This window comes from Cellulosimicrobium sp. I38E, from assembly GCF_001647255.1.
Taxonomy (GTDB): domain Bacteria; phylum Actinomycetota; class Actinomycetes; order Actinomycetales; family Cellulomonadaceae; genus Cellulosimicrobium; species Cellulosimicrobium cellulans_E.
Genome location: NZ_LUAZ01000001.1, coordinates 207,105 through 223,540 on the forward strand (window position 1 = coordinate 207,105; position 16,436 = coordinate 223,540).

Annotated in this window: 12 protein-coding genes; 9 read left to right on the forward strand and 3 right to left on the reverse strand. The window is 75.4% G+C overall.

Going from position 1 to position 16,436, the window contains the following annotated elements; translation table 11 throughout:
• Positions 1-57 precede the first annotated feature (57 nt).
• Positions 58-2,337: a glycogen debranching protein GlgX gene (glgX, locus tag A0J59_RS00845; RefSeq protein ID WP_064314937.1), complete on the reverse strand. Its 2,280-nt coding sequence runs from the start codon at positions 2,335-2,337 to the stop codon at positions 58-60.
• A 210-nt stretch (positions 2,338-2,547) separates the two neighbouring features.
• Between glgX and A0J59_RS00850 the strand changes: the two genes are divergently transcribed.
• The 4 genes from A0J59_RS00850 (at position 2,548) to A0J59_RS00865 (ending at position 7,249) form a co-directional block, all read left to right on the forward strand.
• Entirely contained in the window at positions 2,548-3,363 is an 816-nt protein-coding gene (locus tag A0J59_RS00850) for an electron transfer flavoprotein subunit beta/FixA family protein (protein WP_053369979.1), read from the forward strand.
• Positions 3,364-3,376: 13 nt separating this feature from the next.
• A complete protein-coding gene (locus A0J59_RS00855; RefSeq protein ID WP_064314901.1) occupies positions 3,377-4,384 on the forward strand; it encodes an electron transfer flavoprotein subunit alpha/FixB family protein in 1,008 nt (335 codons plus the stop codon).
• Positions 4,385-4,391: 7 nt separating this feature from the next.
• Positions 4,392-4,931, forward strand: coding sequence for a hypothetical protein (locus A0J59_RS00860; protein ID WP_064314902.1), 540 nt, complete (start codon positions 4,392-4,394; stop codon positions 4,929-4,931).
• Positions 4,932-5,113: 182 nt separating this feature from the next.
• Entirely contained in the window at positions 5,114-7,249 is a 2,136-nt protein-coding gene (locus tag A0J59_RS00865) for a PhoX family phosphatase (protein ID WP_064314903.1), read from the forward strand.
• Between the two features lie 71 nt (positions 7,250-7,320).
• Here A0J59_RS00865 and A0J59_RS00870 read toward each other — a convergent pair whose 3' ends face one another.
• Positions 7,321-8,367: an aminoglycoside phosphotransferase family protein gene (locus A0J59_RS00870; RefSeq protein WP_082918624.1), complete on the reverse strand. Its 1,047-nt coding sequence runs from the start codon at positions 8,365-8,367 to the stop codon at positions 7,321-7,323.
• A 214-nt stretch (positions 8,368-8,581) separates the two neighbouring features.
• Here A0J59_RS00870 and A0J59_RS00875 point away from each other — a divergent pair, with 214 nt between their 5' ends.
• Together A0J59_RS00875 and mnmA are read left to right on the forward strand one after the other, a co-directional pair.
• Positions 8,582-9,853, forward strand: coding sequence for a cysteine desulfurase family protein (locus tag A0J59_RS00875; RefSeq protein ID WP_156532712.1), 1,272 nt, complete (start codon positions 8,582-8,584; stop codon positions 9,851-9,853).
• Positions 9,850-11,040, forward strand: a complete 1,191-nt coding sequence (mnmA, locus tag A0J59_RS00880) for a tRNA 2-thiouridine(34) synthase MnmA (RefSeq protein ID WP_064314904.1) — start codon at positions 9,850-9,852, stop codon at positions 11,038-11,040. Before A0J59_RS00875 ends, mnmA begins: the two co-directional genes overlap by 4 nt.
• Here mnmA and A0J59_RS00885 read toward each other — a convergent pair.
• On the reverse strand, positions 11,013-11,441 hold the full coding sequence (locus A0J59_RS00885) for an ester cyclase (RefSeq protein ID WP_156532714.1): 429 nt from the start codon (positions 11,439-11,441) through the stop codon (positions 11,013-11,015). The two genes, mnmA and A0J59_RS00885, sit on opposite strands and share 28 nt — an antisense overlap.
• Positions 11,442-11,614: 173 nt before the next feature.
• On the opposite strand from A0J59_RS00885, the gene A0J59_RS00890 reads away from it, so the two are divergent.
• The 3 genes from A0J59_RS00890 (at position 11,615) to A0J59_RS00900 (ending at position 16,081) form a co-directional block, all read left to right on the forward strand.
• On the forward strand, positions 11,615-12,664 hold the full coding sequence (locus A0J59_RS00890; RefSeq protein ID WP_053369973.1) for a hypothetical protein: 1,050 nt from the start codon (positions 11,615-11,617) through the stop codon (positions 12,662-12,664).
• Between the two features lie 169 nt (positions 12,665-12,833).
• Positions 12,834-13,607: an HAD family phosphatase gene (locus A0J59_RS00895; RefSeq protein WP_053369972.1), complete on the forward strand. Its 774-nt coding sequence runs from the start codon at positions 12,834-12,836 to the stop codon at positions 13,605-13,607.
• Positions 13,604-16,081 carry a glycoside hydrolase family 65 protein gene (locus A0J59_RS00900; RefSeq protein WP_047234109.1) on the forward strand — a complete coding sequence of 826 codons (2,478 nt, stop codon included), beginning with the start codon at positions 13,604-13,606 and terminating at the stop codon, positions 16,079-16,081. The genes A0J59_RS00895 and A0J59_RS00900 overlap by 4 nt, the downstream gene beginning before the upstream one ends.
• Positions 16,082-16,436 lie beyond the last annotated feature (355 nt).

Sequence of the window (16,436 nt, forward strand, 5' to 3'; positions counted from 1 at the left end):
ACCGGCAGGCCCGGGTAGTCGTGCGCGACCACGCCTCTACCTCGTGCGACCGAGCCTCTACCTCGGCGGGGTGGAGACGTAGACGCGCAGGCTCAGGGCCTCGAGCCCGACGACGTCGCCCGCGCGGGCGGTGCCGTCACCGTTCGCACGGTCCCGGTCCTCGGGGTGCTCCCAGTCCGAGTCCCACGCGAGGTCCCAGCGCTCGGCGTCCGCGTCCGAGGCGGCGCGCACGCCCGGCAACGTGACGTCGACCGGGTCGAGCCCGCCCGCGAGCACCATGAGCACGTCGGCGTCGCCGGGCTCCGGGGCGGTGCGCAGCATCTGCAGCGTCCGGACGGCGGGGTCGTGCCAGGCGGAGTGGTCGAGGAGCTCGCCGTCGGCGTCGAACCACACGAGGTCGGGCACGCCCACGTCGCTCCCCGGTCCCCGTGCGCCGGCACCCCCGCCCGAGGAGTCGCTGGGCCGCGGGCGGCCGGTGTAGAACGTGTCGGGGCGCAGCGCGGGGTGCTCGCGCCGCAGGGCGAGCAGGTACCGCGCCGTCGCGAGCAGGTCCTTGCGCCACGGCGAGAGGTCCCACGACACCCAGGACGTCTCGTCGTCCTGCACGTAGGCGTTGTTGTTGCCGCGCTGCGTCCGCCCCATCTCGTCGCCCGCGGTGAGCATGGGGGTGCCGGCGGCGAGGACGAGGGTCGCGAGGAGGTTGCGGATCGACCGGCGGCGCAGGGGCGCGATCTCCACTCCGATCCCGAGCGCGTCGATTCCCGCGCCCGGCCCCCCGCCCGCCCGCGCGTCGGGTGCCGCGACCGGGCCCTCGAGACCGTGGTTCCAGGAACGGTTGTCGTCCGTCCCGTCGCGGTTGTCCTCGCCGTTCGCGAGGTTGTGCTTGTGGTCGTACGCGACGAGGTCGGCGAGCGTGAACCCGTCGTGCGCGGTCACGTAGCTCACCGACGCGACGGGTCCGCGCAGCAGCGGCGGGTCGGAGTGGCCGAACAGGTCCGCCGACCCCGCGAGGCGGGTCGCGAGGTCGCGCACGCCGTGGCCGGGCCGCCCGTGGGACGCCTCGCGCGCGTCGGCGAGCCAGAACTGCCGCGCCGCGTCGCGGAACCGGTCGTTCCACTCGGCGAGCGGCGGCGGGAACTGGCCGGTCCGCCAGCCGCCGGGTCCCACGTCCCACGGCTCCGCGACGAGCTTGAGCCCGCACAGCACCGGGTCCGTCTGCAGGGCGACGAGGAACGGGTGGTCGGGGTCGAACCCGGCCGCTCCGCGCCCGAGCGTGACCGCGAGGTCGAACCGGAACCCGTCGACCCCCACGACCTCCGCCCAGTACCGCAGCGAGTCCAGGGCGGCGCGCACCACGGCCGGGCGCCGGAAGTCGAGCGAGTTGCCCGTCCCGGTGACGTCGGCGAGCCGGGCGGGCGAGCCGCCGTCGTGCAGGTAGTAGCCGGCGTTGTCCAGCCCGCGCCACGACAGGTGGTACCCGTCGGCGCCGCCTTCGCACGTGTGGTTGTGCACGACGTCGAGCAGCACCTCGATCCCCGCCTCGTGCAGGAGGTGGACCATGCCGCGGACCTCGTCGAGGACGGCGCCCGGCCCGGCCTCCCGCGCCGCGCGCGTCGCGTACGCGGCGTGGGGCGCGAAGAACCCGAGCGTCGAGTAGCCCCAGTAGTTGGTGCGGCCGCTCGCGAGCAGGTGCGGCTCCGGCACGTTCGCGTGCACCGGCAGGAGCTCGACCGTCGTCACGCCGAGCGACCGCAGGTGCTCGATCGTCACCGGGTGCGCGACGCCCGCGTACGTGCCGCGCAGGTGCTCGGGCAGGGCCTCGAGCCGCTGCGTGAGGCCGCGCACGTGCGCCTCGTAGACCACCGTGTCGCGCCACGGGACGCGCGGCCGGGGCGCCAGGGTCCCGGTCGGCTCGGCGACGACGACCGCGTGCGGCACGAACGGCAGCGAGTCGGTCGCGTCCGCCGGGCCGTACGGGTCGCTCCCGACCTGGCCGTGGACCGCCGGGTCGTCGACCAGCTCGCCCACGAGGCCGCGCGCGTACGGGTCGACGAGCAGCTTCGCGGGGTTGTGCCGCAGCCCGGCCGCGGGCTCCCACGGCCCGTGCGCGCGGAACCCGTAGCGCTGCCCCGGCCGGACGCCGGGGACGTGGGCGTGCCAGACGCCGTACGCCGGCCCGGCGAGCGGGACGCGGCGCTCGCGGTAGCGGGCCGGGTCGTGGGCGGGCAGCGACGCGTCGACCACGTCCACGAGGCACAGCTCGACGGCGGTCGCGTGCGACGCGAGGACGGCCACGTCCACGCCGTCGCCCGCGACGCGGACGCCGAGCGGCGGCACGAGGGCGTGCCGGTCGACGGGCCCCGTCGGGAGCGGGAGCGCTGCCGGGACGGTGCCGGGGGTCGGTTCGGGGACGGCGGAGGGGCGGGGCACGTGCACCCGTCCATTGTGGCGGGTGTCACCGGCTCGTCCCGCCGCCCGCCGGTAGGCTGCCCCGAGCGGGCCGGGAACCTCTCCGGCCGACCGCCCAGCGCACAGGGAGAGCAGCCGATGCGGATCGTCGTCGCCGTGAAGTACGTCCCGGACATCCACGCGGACCGGGGCTTCGAGGGCGGGCGCGTCGTGCGCCGGGCCGACGAGGGGACGCTCAACGAGCTCGACGAGAACGCGGTCGAGGCCGCGCTGCGCCTCAAGGAGGCGCTGCCGGAGGCCGAGCGCGAGACCAGCGAGGTGATCGTCCTCACGGTGGCCGGGCCCGACGCCGACGGCGCGGTGCGCCGCTCGTACCAGCTCGGCGCGGACCGCGGCGTGCGCGTGAGCGACGACGCCGTCGCGGGCTCCGACTACTTCGGCACCGCGCGCGTGCTCGCCGCCGCGGTGCGCCGTCTCGCGGACGAGGCGCCGGTGGACGTCGTCGTCACCGGCATGGCCGCGCTCGACGGGCTCGGCTCGGTCGTCCCCGCGCTCCTGTCGGCGGAGCTCGGGCTCCCGCAGCTCACGCTCGCGGGGAAGCTCGAGGTCGAGGGAGAGCCCGGCGCTCGGACGGCTCGCGTCACGCGCGAGCTCGACGGCGTCGAGGAGGTCCTCGAGGCGCCGCTGCCCGCCGTCGTGTCGGTCACCGACCACGCGAACGACCCGCGCATGCCCAACTTCAAGCTCATCATGGCGGCGCGCACGCGCCCGGTGGAGGCGTGGAGCCTCGCCGACCTCGGCGTCGACCCGGCGCTCGTCGGCGACGCCGGCGCGCGCTCGCGCGTGACCGACGCGTCGCCCCGCCCGCCGCGCCCCGACGCCGAGATCGTCGTCGACAAGGGCGAGGGCGGGCGCGCCCTGGCCGAGTTCCTCATCCGCAACGACCTGGTCTGAGAGGCGTCCGCACATGAGCACCCCCGGGACCCGTACCGTCCTCGTCCTCCTCGACTCCGCCGGCACCGAGCTGCGCTCGCCCGTGCTGGAGCTGATCACCGTCGGCCGCTCGCTGGGGCGCGTCGAGGCCGTCGCCCTGGAAGCGCCGAGCGTCGACGTGCTCGCCCAGCTCGGCGCCTACGGCGTCGCGCTCGTACGCCAGGCGGAGCCGTCGACGGGCGGAGAGGTCGTGACCGGCGACGCGCTGCACCTCACGCCCGTCGTGGCCGAGGTCCTCGCCGCCGCGACGCGCGCGTCCGACGCGGACGCCGTCCTGCTCACGTCGTCCTTCCCGAACAAGGAGGCGGCGGCGCGCCTCGCGTTCCTCACCGAGGCGGGCCTCGTCGTCGACGCGTCCGCGCTGACCGACGGCGGCACGCACCTCGTCGCGGACAAGCGCGTCTTCGCCGGGTCCTGGGACGTGCGCAGCGAGATCGTCACCGACCCCGCCGTGCTCACGCTGCGGGCGAACTCCGTCGTGCCGCAGCCCGCAGAGGTCGCCGTGGCGACCGAGGTCGCTGCGCTGCGGCTCGAGCTCTCGCCCGCCGCGACCGCGGCGCGCGTCGTGTCCCGCACGGTCGACGAGTCGGCCGGCGCCGGGCGCCCGGCGCTCGGCGAGGCCGCGATCGTCGTCGCCGGGGGCCGTGGCACCAACGGTGACTTCGGTCCCGTCATCGAGCTCGCCGACGCGCTCGGCGCGGCCGTGGGCGCGACGCGCGACGCCGTCTACGAGGGCTGGCACGACCAGTTCGTCGGGCAGACGGGCGTGACCGTCGCTCCGCGGCTGTACATCGGCGCGGGCATCTCCGGCGCCCCGCACCACCGCGGCGGCATGCAGGCCTCGCAGGTCGTCGTCGCGGTGAACAACGACCCCGAGTGCCCGCTGTTCGAGATCTCGGACTTCGCGGTCGTCGGCGACCTCGCGGACGTGCTGCCCCAGGCGGCCGAGGTGCTGCGCGAGCACCGGTCGTCCCAGGGCTAGGGGCCCGATGGCCTGGTGGGAGGACGAGCGGTCGAACCTCGCCGACCAGCTCGCGGACTCGAGCCGGCCCGTACGGTCGGCGTCGCCCTACGAGGGCGACCGCTCGGGCGCGTGGGCGACCCTGCCGTGGTGGCTGCTGCTCGGAGCGGCGGTCACGGCCGCCGGTGTCGTGGTGCTCCGGCTCGCGGGCACGGTCGCGGGGACGAGCTTCGGCGCCACCGTCCTCGCACTGGGGATCTTCTACCTCAGCCAGTACGGGGTCCTGGCCTTCTACGCGCTCCAGGCCGGTCGCCTGCGGGACCGGCGCGTCGCGGCCGCGCTCGCGCACGAGCCGCCGCCCGCCCTGACCGACCACGACGTGCGGCAGTTCCACGTGCCGTTCCGTCGCTCGTACTCCGGCTCCGCGTCCATCGGGCTCCTGGACCCCGGCGAGGGACCCTCGCCGGCGGCCCTGCGCGTCGCGCGGGTCGTCGGGGGTCTGTGCATCGCGGTCTTCGTCGTGGGAGCCGTCGTGACGGTCGTCGCCGGGACGCTCGCGCGCGCCTGAGGGCACACCCACCGGTACGTGAGCACCGGTCCGTCTCCGCGCTCGCCGCCCAGGGGGCGGACAGCCGGTGCCGAGAATTCACCCGGCGTCCTCCGGGTGGTGGCCGGCCGGTCATCGACCGTTCCTAGCGTCGGGCCGACTCCCCGGTGACGGGGAAGCCCCCCGACCTGTGGAGACGACCGATGACGATCACGCCTGCCCCCGAGCATCGACCCCTGCTGTCCGTCGCGCCGCACGCGCGTGGCAAGCGCAGCCCCGTCACCTGCCGGCTGAAGTGCGCGGACGCGTGCTCGCACCCGGTCCCCAACGAGAGCGCCAACGAGACGTTCCGCGACGTCGTCGCGGGCGCGATGTCGCGCCGTGCGCTGCTGGGCGGGCTCGCGGTCGGCGCCGCGGCCGTCGTGCTCGGTGCCCAGACCGTCGGTGCCCCGCCCGCCGCGGCCCAGCCGCTGCCCGCCCACGGTGGTGGCCTCGGCGGAGGCCGCCCGCAGAAGGGCCTGGCCTTCGGCGCGATCTCGCCCCAGCCCGCGGCGCGCGACGCGTTCGTCGTGCCCGAGGGCTACCGGTGGCGCCCGGTGATCCGCTGGGGCGACCCGATCCTGCGCGGCGCCCGGCCGTTCGACGTCGCGCGCCAGACCCCCGAGGCCCAGGCCCGGCAGTTCGGCTACAACAACGACTACCTCGACATCCTGCCGTTCGAGCGTCAGCACGCCCTCGCCGGCGCGCAGGGCCGGGGCAAGGGCCCGGGCCGCGGCACGCGCGGCCTGCTCGTCGCGAACCACGAGTACACGAACCCGGCGATCATGTTCGACGCCTCGTACGACGCCGCGACCCGCCGCGCCATCGAGCGCGCCGCGCACGGCATGTCCGTGGTCGAGGTGCGTCGCCGTCGGACGGGCACGCCGTGGGACTACGTGGCCGACAGCCGGTACAACCGCCGCGTGCACATGACGACCGAGTTCCGCCTCACCGGTCCGGCGGCCGGCTCGGACCTCGTCAAGACCGTCGCGGACCCGTCGGGGACGCGCGTGCTGGGCACGTTGAACAACTGCGCGGGCGGCACGACGCCGTGGGGCACCGTGCTGTCGGGCGAGGAGAACTACAACGGCTACTTCCGCACGTCGGGTGCGGGCCACGACGCGCGCTACGGCCTGCGCGACGCCGCGACGGGCTACGGCTGGGAGCTGGACGACCCGCGGTTCGACGCCCGCAACCCCGGGTACGAGAACGAGCCCAACCGCTTCGGCTGGATCGTCGAGATCGACCCGTACGCGCCCGACGAGCCGCCGGTGAAGCACACCGCGCTCGGCCGGTTCAAGCACGAGGGCGCCAACGTGATCCTCTCGCGCCGGGGCAACGCGGTCGCGTACATGGGCGACGACGAGCGCTTCGACTACGTGTACAAGTTCGTCTCGTCGCGCACGATGCGCCCGGGGAACGGCGAGGCGGCGCGTCGTCACAACAAGACGCTGCTCACCGAGGGCTCTCTCTATGTCGCGCGGTTCCGCGGCGACTCGCCCGCGTCCGAGATCGACGGGTCGGGCGCGGTGCCGTCCGACGGCGCGTTCGACGGCCGGGGCGAGTGGGTCCCGCTCGTCCTCGACGGGCGGAGCGAGGTCGAGGGCATGAGCCTCGCCGAGGTGCTCGTCTACACGCGCGTCGCGGCCGACAAGGTCGGGGCGACGAAGATGGACCGCCCCGAGGACGTCGAGCCCAACCCGGTCACGGGCCGCGTCTACGTCGCGTGCACCAACAACACGTCGCGCGGGCCCGCGGCGGCCGAGGCCGCGACCGAGCCGAACCCGCGCAACACCAACCGCGACGGGCACGTCGTGGAGATCGTCGAGGACCGCGACGACGCCGCGTCCCTGACGTTCCGGTGGAACCTCCTGCTCGTCGCGGGCGACCCCGCGACGAACACCTCCACGTACTTCTCGGGCTACCCGAAGGAGAAGGTGTCCCCGATCTCCTGCCCGGACAACCTCGCGTTCGACGCCGAGGGGAACCTCTGGATCTCGACCGACGGTCAGCCGAGCACGATCCAGAAGTGCGACGGGCTGTTCAAGGTCACGCTCGACGGCCGCGAGCGCGGTCGCGTCGAGCAGTTCCTCTCCGTCCCGCGCGGCGCCGAGACGTGCGGGCCCCTCGTGGACTCCACGGACCGCATGGTCTACGTGGCGGTCCAGCACCCGGGCGAGGACGGGTCGTTCGACGCGCAGGCGTCGTACTTCCCCGACTACCTCACGCCGGGCGCCCCGGTGCCGACGGGTGCCTTCGCAGGCCCGCGTCCGTCCGTCGTCCAGGTCTGGCGCGACTGACGTCTCCCGATCGACGGAGGGGCCCGGAGCCGCGACGGCGCCGGGCCCCTCCCTCGTCCGCGGTGGGACTCTCAGAGACCGAGGTGCTCCAGCCAGGCGACGGCCGCGACGCCCTGGGCGCGCTGGAACGCGCGCAGGCGGGGGATCGTCGGGACGGCGGGCTTGCGGGCGGAGTGCAGGAAGTACCCGGCGATCCCGGCGACGACCGAGCGCAGGTCGGCGGGGTGCACGTCACGCCCGAGGGGGTGCGCGGCGAAGGTCGACGCCGCCCACGCGCCGCCCCGCGCGCGGCGGGTCGCGTCGGCGCTCACCGTGACCGGCTCGCAGACGTCCACGACGCCCTGCATGACGACGCTGGGCAGGAACATCGCGAGGTCGAGCCAGGCCGCGCCGCGCGACGCGTGCGGCCAGTCCACGAGGTAGACCTTCTCCGGCGTGAGCAGGACGTTGTCGGCGCGCAGGTCGCCGTGCACGAACGACTCGCCCTCGCACGCCACGAGCGCCCCGCGCTCGGCCTCCGCGAGCGCGTCGAGGTGCGTGGCCGCCCAGGGCGCGACGGCGGGCAGGCGCGGGTCGGGGTCCGCACGGAGCGCGCGCCACCCGGTCGCCATGTCGGCGAAGTCGGGCCCGGTCGGCGGCAGACGCATCGCACGGGCCCCCGGGACGGCCGCGACGCGGACGAGCGTGGTCAGGACCCGGTCGAGCTCGTCGGGGTCCCAGGGCGTGGCGGGCACGTGCCCGTCGACGACCTCGAACGCGAGGGCGATCCAGTCGCCGTCCCCGTGACCCCAGGCGAAGCGCGGGGCGGGGACCGCGCGCGGCAGCCGCGTCGCGACCTTCGCCTCGGCGCGGTGGAGGTTGGCCGCCACGGGCTCGTCCGCGGTCCGGGCCGCCTTGACGAAGAGGCGCGTGCCGTCGTCGAGCGTGAGGACGGACGCGAGGCCGGGGCTGAACCCGGACGAGATCGAGCGCTCCTGCACGACCCGGCCCCCGGCGACCGCCTCCAGCTCGTCGCGCAGCGCGAGCGGCAGGTCTCCCCAGAGCAGGCGGCCGCCGCCCGAGGCGACCGGGACGTCCCCGGCGGCCTCGACGGCGGGCGGTGCGGCGTCGTCGGGCATCGAGATGCCACTTCCCCTGTCGGTGGCTGGACGGTCTCGTCCTCGGCACGTTTCCGTCCCGCGGCGACGTGTGGCGCGCGACGGCGGTCCTGCGACCGGGACGAGCGCCCGGCGACGGCCGGGCGCAGACCTCCCACAACCTAGCGCTTCTCGCCGGGAAGTCCAGCGCCGCCCACTCCTCGGACCGCGAGCGCCGCGAGCGTTCGTAGACTGGGTGACCGTGACCCATCCATCCGGCCCTGTCCCCGCGGCGGCCGCGTACCTCGACCACGCCGCCACGACGCCGCTGTCCGCGGCGGCGCGCGAGGCGTTCGTCGACGAGCTGTCGCGCACCGGCAACCCGTCGTCGCTGCACGCCGCGGGGCGTGCCGCCCGCCGCACGGTCGAGGAGGCGCGCGAGTCGATCGCCGCGGCGCTCGGCGCGCGCCCGAGCGAGGTGGTGTTCACCGCGGGGGGCACCGAGGCGGACAACCTCGCGATCAAGGGCCTGTTCTGGGGGCGGCGCACGACGGACCCGCGCCGGCTGCGGATCGTCGTGTCCGCGGTCGAGCACCACGCGGTGCTCGACCCCGCGTTCTGGATGGCCGAGCACGCGGGCGCGGAGATCGTCCTGCTGCCCGTCGACGGCGAGGGCCGCGTGGACCTCGCGGCGCTGCGCGCGGAGATCGCCGAGCACGCGGACGAGATCGCGCTCATCTCGGTCATGTGGGCCAACAACGAGGTGGGCACGCTCCAGCCCGTGCAGGAGGTCGTGCAGCTCGCGCGCCCGCACGGCATCCCGGTGCACTCCGACGCGGTGCAGGCGGTCGGCCAGGTCCCGGTCGACTTCGCGGCGAGCGGCCTCGACGCGATGACGGTGTCCGGGCACAAGCTCGGTGGCCCCGTCGGCGTCGGCGCGCTCGTCGCGCGCCGCGACGCCCCGCTCACCCCCGTGCTGCACGGCGGCGGCCAGGAGCGTGGGGTGCGCTCCGGCACGCTCGACGCGCCCGCGATCCGCGCGTTCGGCGTCGCGGTCGCCGAGGCCGTCGCGCGCCGCGAGGAGCGCGCCGCCCACCTCGCGGCCCTGCGCGACGAGCTCGTCGCGGGCGTGCGCGAGCGCGTCCCGGACGCCCTCCTCAGCGGGCCCGAGCCGGGGTCCGGCGACCGCGCCGCCGCCCGCCTGCCCGGCAACGCGCACTTCACGTTCCCGGGGGCCGAGGGCGACTCGCTCCTCTACCTTCTCGACTCCGCGGGCGTGCAGGCCTCGACGGGCTCCGCGTGCCAGGCCGGAGTGCCGCAGCCGTCGCACGTGCTGCTCGCGATGGGCGTGCCCGAGCAGGACGCGCGCGGCGCGCTGCGGTTCACGCTCGGCGTCACGTCCACGCCCGACGACGTCGCGCGCCTCCTCGACGCCCTGCCCCCCGCCGTCGAGCGCGCGCGGGCGGCGGGCCTCGCGTCAGGCCCCACCCGCACCGCGGTCCCCAGCCGCGCGGGAGGTGCCGCATGAGGGTGCTCGCCGCCATGTCGGGCGGCGTCGACTCCGCCGTCGCCGCGGCGCTCGCGGTCGAGGCGGGGCACGAGGTCGTGGGCGTCCACATGGCGCTGTCGCGCAACCGAGACCAGTTCCGCACCGGGTCGCGCGGGTGCTGCTCGATCGAGGACGCGGGGGACGCGCGGCGCGCGGCCGACGTGCTCGGCATCCCGTACTACGTGTGGGACCTCTCGGAGCGGTTCGAGGACACGGTCGTCGCCGACTTCCTGGCGGAGTACGAGGCGGGCCGCACGCCCAACCCGTGCGTGCGCTGCAACGAGCACATCAAGTTCGAGGCGCTGCTCGACAAGGCGACCGCGCTCGGCTTCGACGCCGTCGCGACGGGCCACTACGCGCGCGTCGTGACGCGCGAGGAGGCCGACGCGTCGGCCCCGGGCGGGGTGCGCACGGTGCGCGAGCTCCACCGCTCCCCGAACACGGCGAAGGACCAGTCGTACGTCCTCGCGGTCATGGGGCCCGAGCGCCTCGCGCGCGCGATGTTCCCGCTCGGGGACTTCGCGTCGAAGGACGAGGTGCGCGCCGAGGCCGCGCGGCGCGGGCTGTCGGTGTCCGCGAAGCCCGACTCGTACGACATCTGCTTCGTCGCCGACGGCGACACCCAGGGATTCCTGCGCGACCGTCTCGGCACGCGGCCGGGCGAGATCGTCGACGCCGAGGGGACGGTGCTCGGCGAGCACGACGGCGCCTACGCGTACACGGTCGGCCAGCGCAAGGGCCTGGGCATCGACCGCCCCGCACCCGACGGCCGTCCGCGGTACGTGCTCGACGTGCAGCCCGCGAGCAACCGCGTGGTCGTCGGGCCGGCCGAGCTGCTGAGCGTCGACCGCATCGAGGCCGGCGCGGCGGTCTGGTTCGACGACGCGCGCCCGGCGGCGGGAGAGCAGGCCGACGTCGAGGTGCAGGTCCGCGCGCACGGTGCCCCGGTCGCGGCCCGGGTCCGGGCCGTCGGCGACGCGATGGAGGTCGAGCTCACGGGGACGCCGCTCCGGGGCGTCGCCGCCGGGCAGTCGCTCGTCGTCTACGCCGGCGCGCGCGTGCTCGGCCAGGCCACGGTGGACCGGGCCTACCGCGCCGCGGCGCGACCGGCCGCCGAGGCGACCGCGCGACCGACCGCTCAGCCGACGCCGACGGGCGCGGGGTGAGCCAGCGCCCGCACGAGCGCGGACTCGTCGCGCACGCACCAGTGCTCGGCCTCCTGGCCCTCCACGAACCGGAGCACGTGCATCTCGCGCACCCGGAACCGGCGTCCCGTCGGGGCGACACCGCGGAAGAACCCGGTGTGCCGCGCGCTGAGCTCGACGTGCAGCGCGACGAGGTCGCCCTCGGCGACCGCGTGCAGGACCTCCACGCGCTGGTCCTCGAACGCCTCGTCGTACCAGTGCATCGTCGCGAGGAGGGCGTCCGCGCCGCCGTCGCAGCCGGGCGACGTGTCGTGGTTGCGGAACCCGGGCGCCAGCAGCGTCGCGAGCGCGTCGCCGTGGTTGCCGGGGATCGCCCGCGTGTGCACGGCGACCGCCGTGGCCTTGTTCTCGTGCGTTCCCATGTCGGAGCCCTTCCGCACACCCTCGTGCTCGGCGGCCGCGCGGCCCCCGGACCCCGGCGGGGTCGCGGCACGGCTCGGTTTCCCAGTGTGCTCCTGGAGAGAGGTGGTCGGCACGTGGTTCGTGACGAGAGGGCGCTCGGCGCCCGGGACGAGGACTTGCGCGGGGGTGCGGCATGACCGCGGTGAGCGGGCTCGGCCCGTGGCCTGGCGGCGAGGGCGTGGACGTGCTGGAGGCGCAGCTCACGGTGCTCGGTGATCTCGCCGAGGTCCCGACGGGCGTGCGCGGGGTGCCGTTCCTCGTCCAGCTCCCGGGGCGCGGTCCCGGCGCGGACGCGACCGGGCGGACGGCCGCGCTGCTGCCCGGCCTCCCCGTCGAGCTGGGCCCCCACGGGTGGAAGCTCGCGGACCACGGGGGTGCGGACCTGCGCCGGGCGGACGCGTACCTGCGCGAGGACCTCGAGGCGCTGGCCATCGCGGGCGCAGGGTACTCCGGGCCGCTCGCCGTGACCGTCACCGGTCCCTGGACGCTCGCCGCGGACGTGTACCTCGCGCGCGGCGACCGCGTGCTGTCGGACCGGGGCGCCGTGCGTGAGGTCGTCGAGGCGCTCGCCGTGGCCGTGGGCGAGCACGTCGCGCAGGTGCGCCGGCAGGTCCCCGGGGCGGACGTCGTCGTGCAGGTGGACGAGCCGCTGCTCGCCCAGGTCGGGACGGGCGTGCTCCCGTCGTTCTCGGGCTACTCGCGCCTGCGCGCGGTCCCCGGCCCGGACCTCGTGGACGGGCTGCGGCCCGTGCTCGACGCCGCGCGCGCCGCGTCGGCGTCGACGGTCGTCCACGTGGGTCCGGCGTGGGTGGGCGTGGCGCCCGTCGTGCTCGCCGGCGCGGACGCCGTCGGCCTCGCTCTCGGCGCGTGGGACGAGCGGCTGTGGGAGACCGTCGCGCGTGCCGTCGAGCGGGGCGTCGGCCTCTGGGCCGCGCTCCCGCCCGCGAAGGTGTCGCAGTGCGCCGGCCCCGCGCTGGGCGAGCTCGCCGACGCGGTGAGCGTGCCGTGGCGCCGCATCGGGCTCCCGCTCGCCGCGCTCGACGACGTGACGCTCCTGGGCGCCGCGCGCGCCGCCGGGGGAGGGCCGGGCCGCGGCGTCGCGGGCACCCCGGACGAGCACCGCGCGCTGCTCGCGAACCTCGGCCGCGTCGCCGACGTCCTGGCCGAGCGCGCCCACGCCTGAGCGCTGCCTGGGCGTCGGCTCGGCGGCTTCCCGCGCACCGCTCGTCGTGCGTACGCTTGACCTCGCGCGGCGGTCACGACGGCGACGTGCGGACGGCCGCGCCCCGGCTCTCCGGACGGCACGGACGTGGCCCGGCGCCGATCCCGTCCCCTCACCGCGAAGGACCCCCATGCCCTTGCTGCGAGCCGTGCTGTTCGACCTCGACGGCGTCCTCACGCCCACCGCCGAGCTCCACATGCGCGCCTGGGAACGGCTGTTCGCGCCCTTCAGCGCCGCGCACGGCCTCGCCCCGTACACCGCCGCGGACTACTTCGCGTCGATCGACGGCAAGCCGCGGTACGACGGCGTCGCGACGTTCCTCGCGTCGCGCGGCGTCGAGCTGCCGCGCGGCGAGGTCACGGACGCGCCCGGCGAGGGCACGGTGTGCGCGCTCGGCAACCGCAAGGACGAGATCGTCAACCGCATGTTCGCCGACGAGGGCATCACGCCCTACCCGGGCTCGGTCCGCTTCCTCGACGCCGTGACCGGGGCGGGCGCAGCCGTCGCGGTGGTGTCGTCGTCGCGCAACACGCCCGCGGTCCTCGCGGCGGCGGGCCTGGCCGACCGGTTCGCGGTCGTCGTCGACGGGAACGTCGCGGCCCGCGAGCACATCGCCGGCAAGCCGGCCCCCGACACGTACCTCTACGCGGCGCAGCTCCTCGGCGTCCCGGCCGCGGAGGCGATCGTCGTGGAGGACGCGCTCTCGGGCGTCCAGGCCGGCGCCGCCGGGGACTTCGGGCTCGTGCTCGGCGTCGACCGTGGCGTGGGCGCGGACGCGCTGCGAGCCCACGGGGCCGACGTCGTCGTCACCGACCTGGGCGAGCTGGACGCGACGGTCCTCGACCGCCCGCGCACCGCCGCGGCGTCGACCACGACCGCACGACCCGACGAGGAGAGCGCGTGATCCGCAAGACCGCCGACGAGCAGAGCACCGTGGACCGCCTGCGCTTCCCGGCCGAGCCGTGGCGCCTCGTCGAGTCGCAGTTCTCCGCCGAGGACCTCGGCGTGACCGAGACGCTCTTCGCCGTCGCGAACGGCTACCTCGGCATGCGCGGCAACGTCGAGGAGGGGCGCGAGTCCCACTCGCACGGCACGTTCGTCAACGGGTTCCACGAGACGTGGTCGATCCGGCACGCCGAGGAGGCGTACGGGTTCGCGCGCGTCGGGCAGACCATCGTCAACGTCCCCGACGCGAAGGTCATCCGGCTGTACGTCGACGACGAGCCGCTCCTGCTGCCCGTCGCGGACCTCGTCGACTACGAGCGGTCGCTCGACCTGCGCGACGGCGTCCTGCGCCGCGAGCTGCTGTGGCGCACGCCGTCGGGCAAGCGCGTGCAGATCCGCTCCGAGCGCATGGTGTCGTTCGTCGAGCGCCACCTGGCGATCATGACGTTCGAGGTCACGCTGCTCGACGCCGCGGCACCCGTCGCGATCTCGTCGCAGATCCTCAACCGGCAGGACGGCCAGGACGAGTACCACGTGCGCTCCGCGTCGCTCGGGGAGGGGTTCGACCCGCGCAAGACCGACCAGTTCTCCGGTCGGGTGCTCCAGCCGCAGTCCCAGTGGGGCGACGACGAGCGGCTCGTGCTCTCCTACCGCGCCACGAACTCGGGCATGACGCTCGCCGTCGCGGCGGACGACCTGCTCGAGACCGAGAACGAGTGGGACGTCCGGACGCAGGTGGACGAGGACCTCGCCAAGCACGTGTTCCGCGTCCACGCGGAGCCCGGCCGGCCCATCCGGCTCACCAAGCTCGTGGCGTACCACACGTCGCGCGGCGTGCCGTCGCGCGAGCTCGTCGACCGCTGCCGCCGCACGCTCGACCGCGCGCGCGAGACCGGCGTCGAGGCCCAGGTCGCCCTCCAGCGCGAGTGGCTCGACGACTTCTGGGCGCGCTCCGACGTCGAGGTCCCCGGCCAGCCCGGCATCCAGCAGGCCGTGCGCTGGAACCTGTTCCAGCTCGCCCAGGCGACCGCGCGCGCCGAGGGCAACGGCGTCCCCGCCAAGGGACTCACCGGCTCCGGGTACAGCGGGCACTACTTCTGGGACACCGAGATCTACGTCCTCCCGTTCCTCACCTACACGAGCCCCCGGTACGCGCGCAACGCGCTGCGCTTCCGCTACCAGATGCTCGACGCCGCCCGGCGGCGCGCGGCCGAGCTGTCGCAGAAGGGCGCGCTCTTCCCCTGGCGCACGATCAACGGCGAGGAGGCGTCCGCCTACTACGCGGCCGGCACCGCGCAGTACCACATCGACGCCGACGTCAGCTACGCGCTCGTGCAGTACGTGCGCGCGACGGGCGACATCGACTTCCTGCGCCGCGAGGGCGTCGACATCCTCGTCGAGACCGCGCGCATGTGGGAGGACCTGGGCTTCTGGCGCGCGAACGGCGACGACAACTTCCACATCCACGGCGTGACCGGCCCCGACGAGTACACGACCGTCGTCAACGACAACCTGTTCACCAACGTCATGGCGCGGTTCAACCTCCGCGCGGCGGCGATCGTCGTCGAGCGCATGAAGGCCGAGCACCCCGAGGACTACGCGCTGCTCGTGGACCGGCTCGGGCTCGGTGCGTACGAGGCGGCGGAGTGGGTCCGTGCGGCCGACCACATGTCGATCCCGTACGCCGAGAGCATCGGCATCCACCCGCAGGACTCGCACTTCCTCGAGCGCGAGATCTGGGACCTCGCGCACACCCCCGCGAACAAGCGCCCCCTCCTGCTGCACTACCACCCGCTCGTCATCTACCGCTACCAGGTGCTCAAGCAGGCCGACGTGGTGCTCGCGCTGTTCCTCCAGGGCCAGCACTTCACCGCGGAGGAGAAGCTCGCCGACTTCGAGTACTACGACCCGTTGACCACGGGCGACTCGACGCTGTCCGGCGTCGTGCAGTCGATCGTCGCGGCGGAGGTCGGGTACCACGAGCTCGCGCTCGAGTACTTCGTGTCGTCGCTGTTCGTCGACCTCGCGAACCTCCACGCGAACGCGGCCGACGGCGTGCACGTCGCCAGCGCGGGCGGCACGTGGTCCGCGCTCGCGTGCGGGTTCGGCGGGATGCGCGACTCCGACGGCGAGCTGAGCTTCGACCCGCGCCTTCCCCAGGACTGGGAGTCGCTGACGTTCCGGGTCCAGTGGAACGGGTCGCGCCTGCGCGTCACCGTGCTCCCCGACGCGATCGAGCTCGACGCCGAGACCGGCGACGGCGCGCAGGTCACCGTGCGCGGCGAGAAGGTCAAGGTCGTCCCGGGTGAGGTCGCGCGCGTCGCGCTCGACGGTCAGGGCCCCGTGAAGCCCGGTCGCCCGAGCCTGCGCGCGCTCTCCGGCAACCGCCGCGACGACGGCACCCTCATCACCGCGACGGTCCCGCACTCCTGATCCGGGCTCTTCCGTGGCGGCGCTCCGGCCCGCCGAGGTAGAGCCGTGGTCGCGCGAGGGAGAGCCGTGGTTCTTGGGTTCGACGGCGCGTGGTCGCCCTGGGTGGGCGGGGTGGGTGGTGGTGCCGCGTCTACCATCCGCCGCTCGTTCCTCGCGGCTCCCGCCAGGCCCGCCACGACGCGGCACCACCACCCACCCCGCCCAACGTCGGCTCGCCCTGGTCGGTCCTCACCCGGGTGACCGCCCGCCGTGTCGGGTTCGCCTGCACCTTCCCCCTGCCGCACGCGGTCTCCGCCGTGGACCCGGCCATGCCGGCACGGGACCTGGCCTCACGCCGGGGACGCTCGCGGGAACT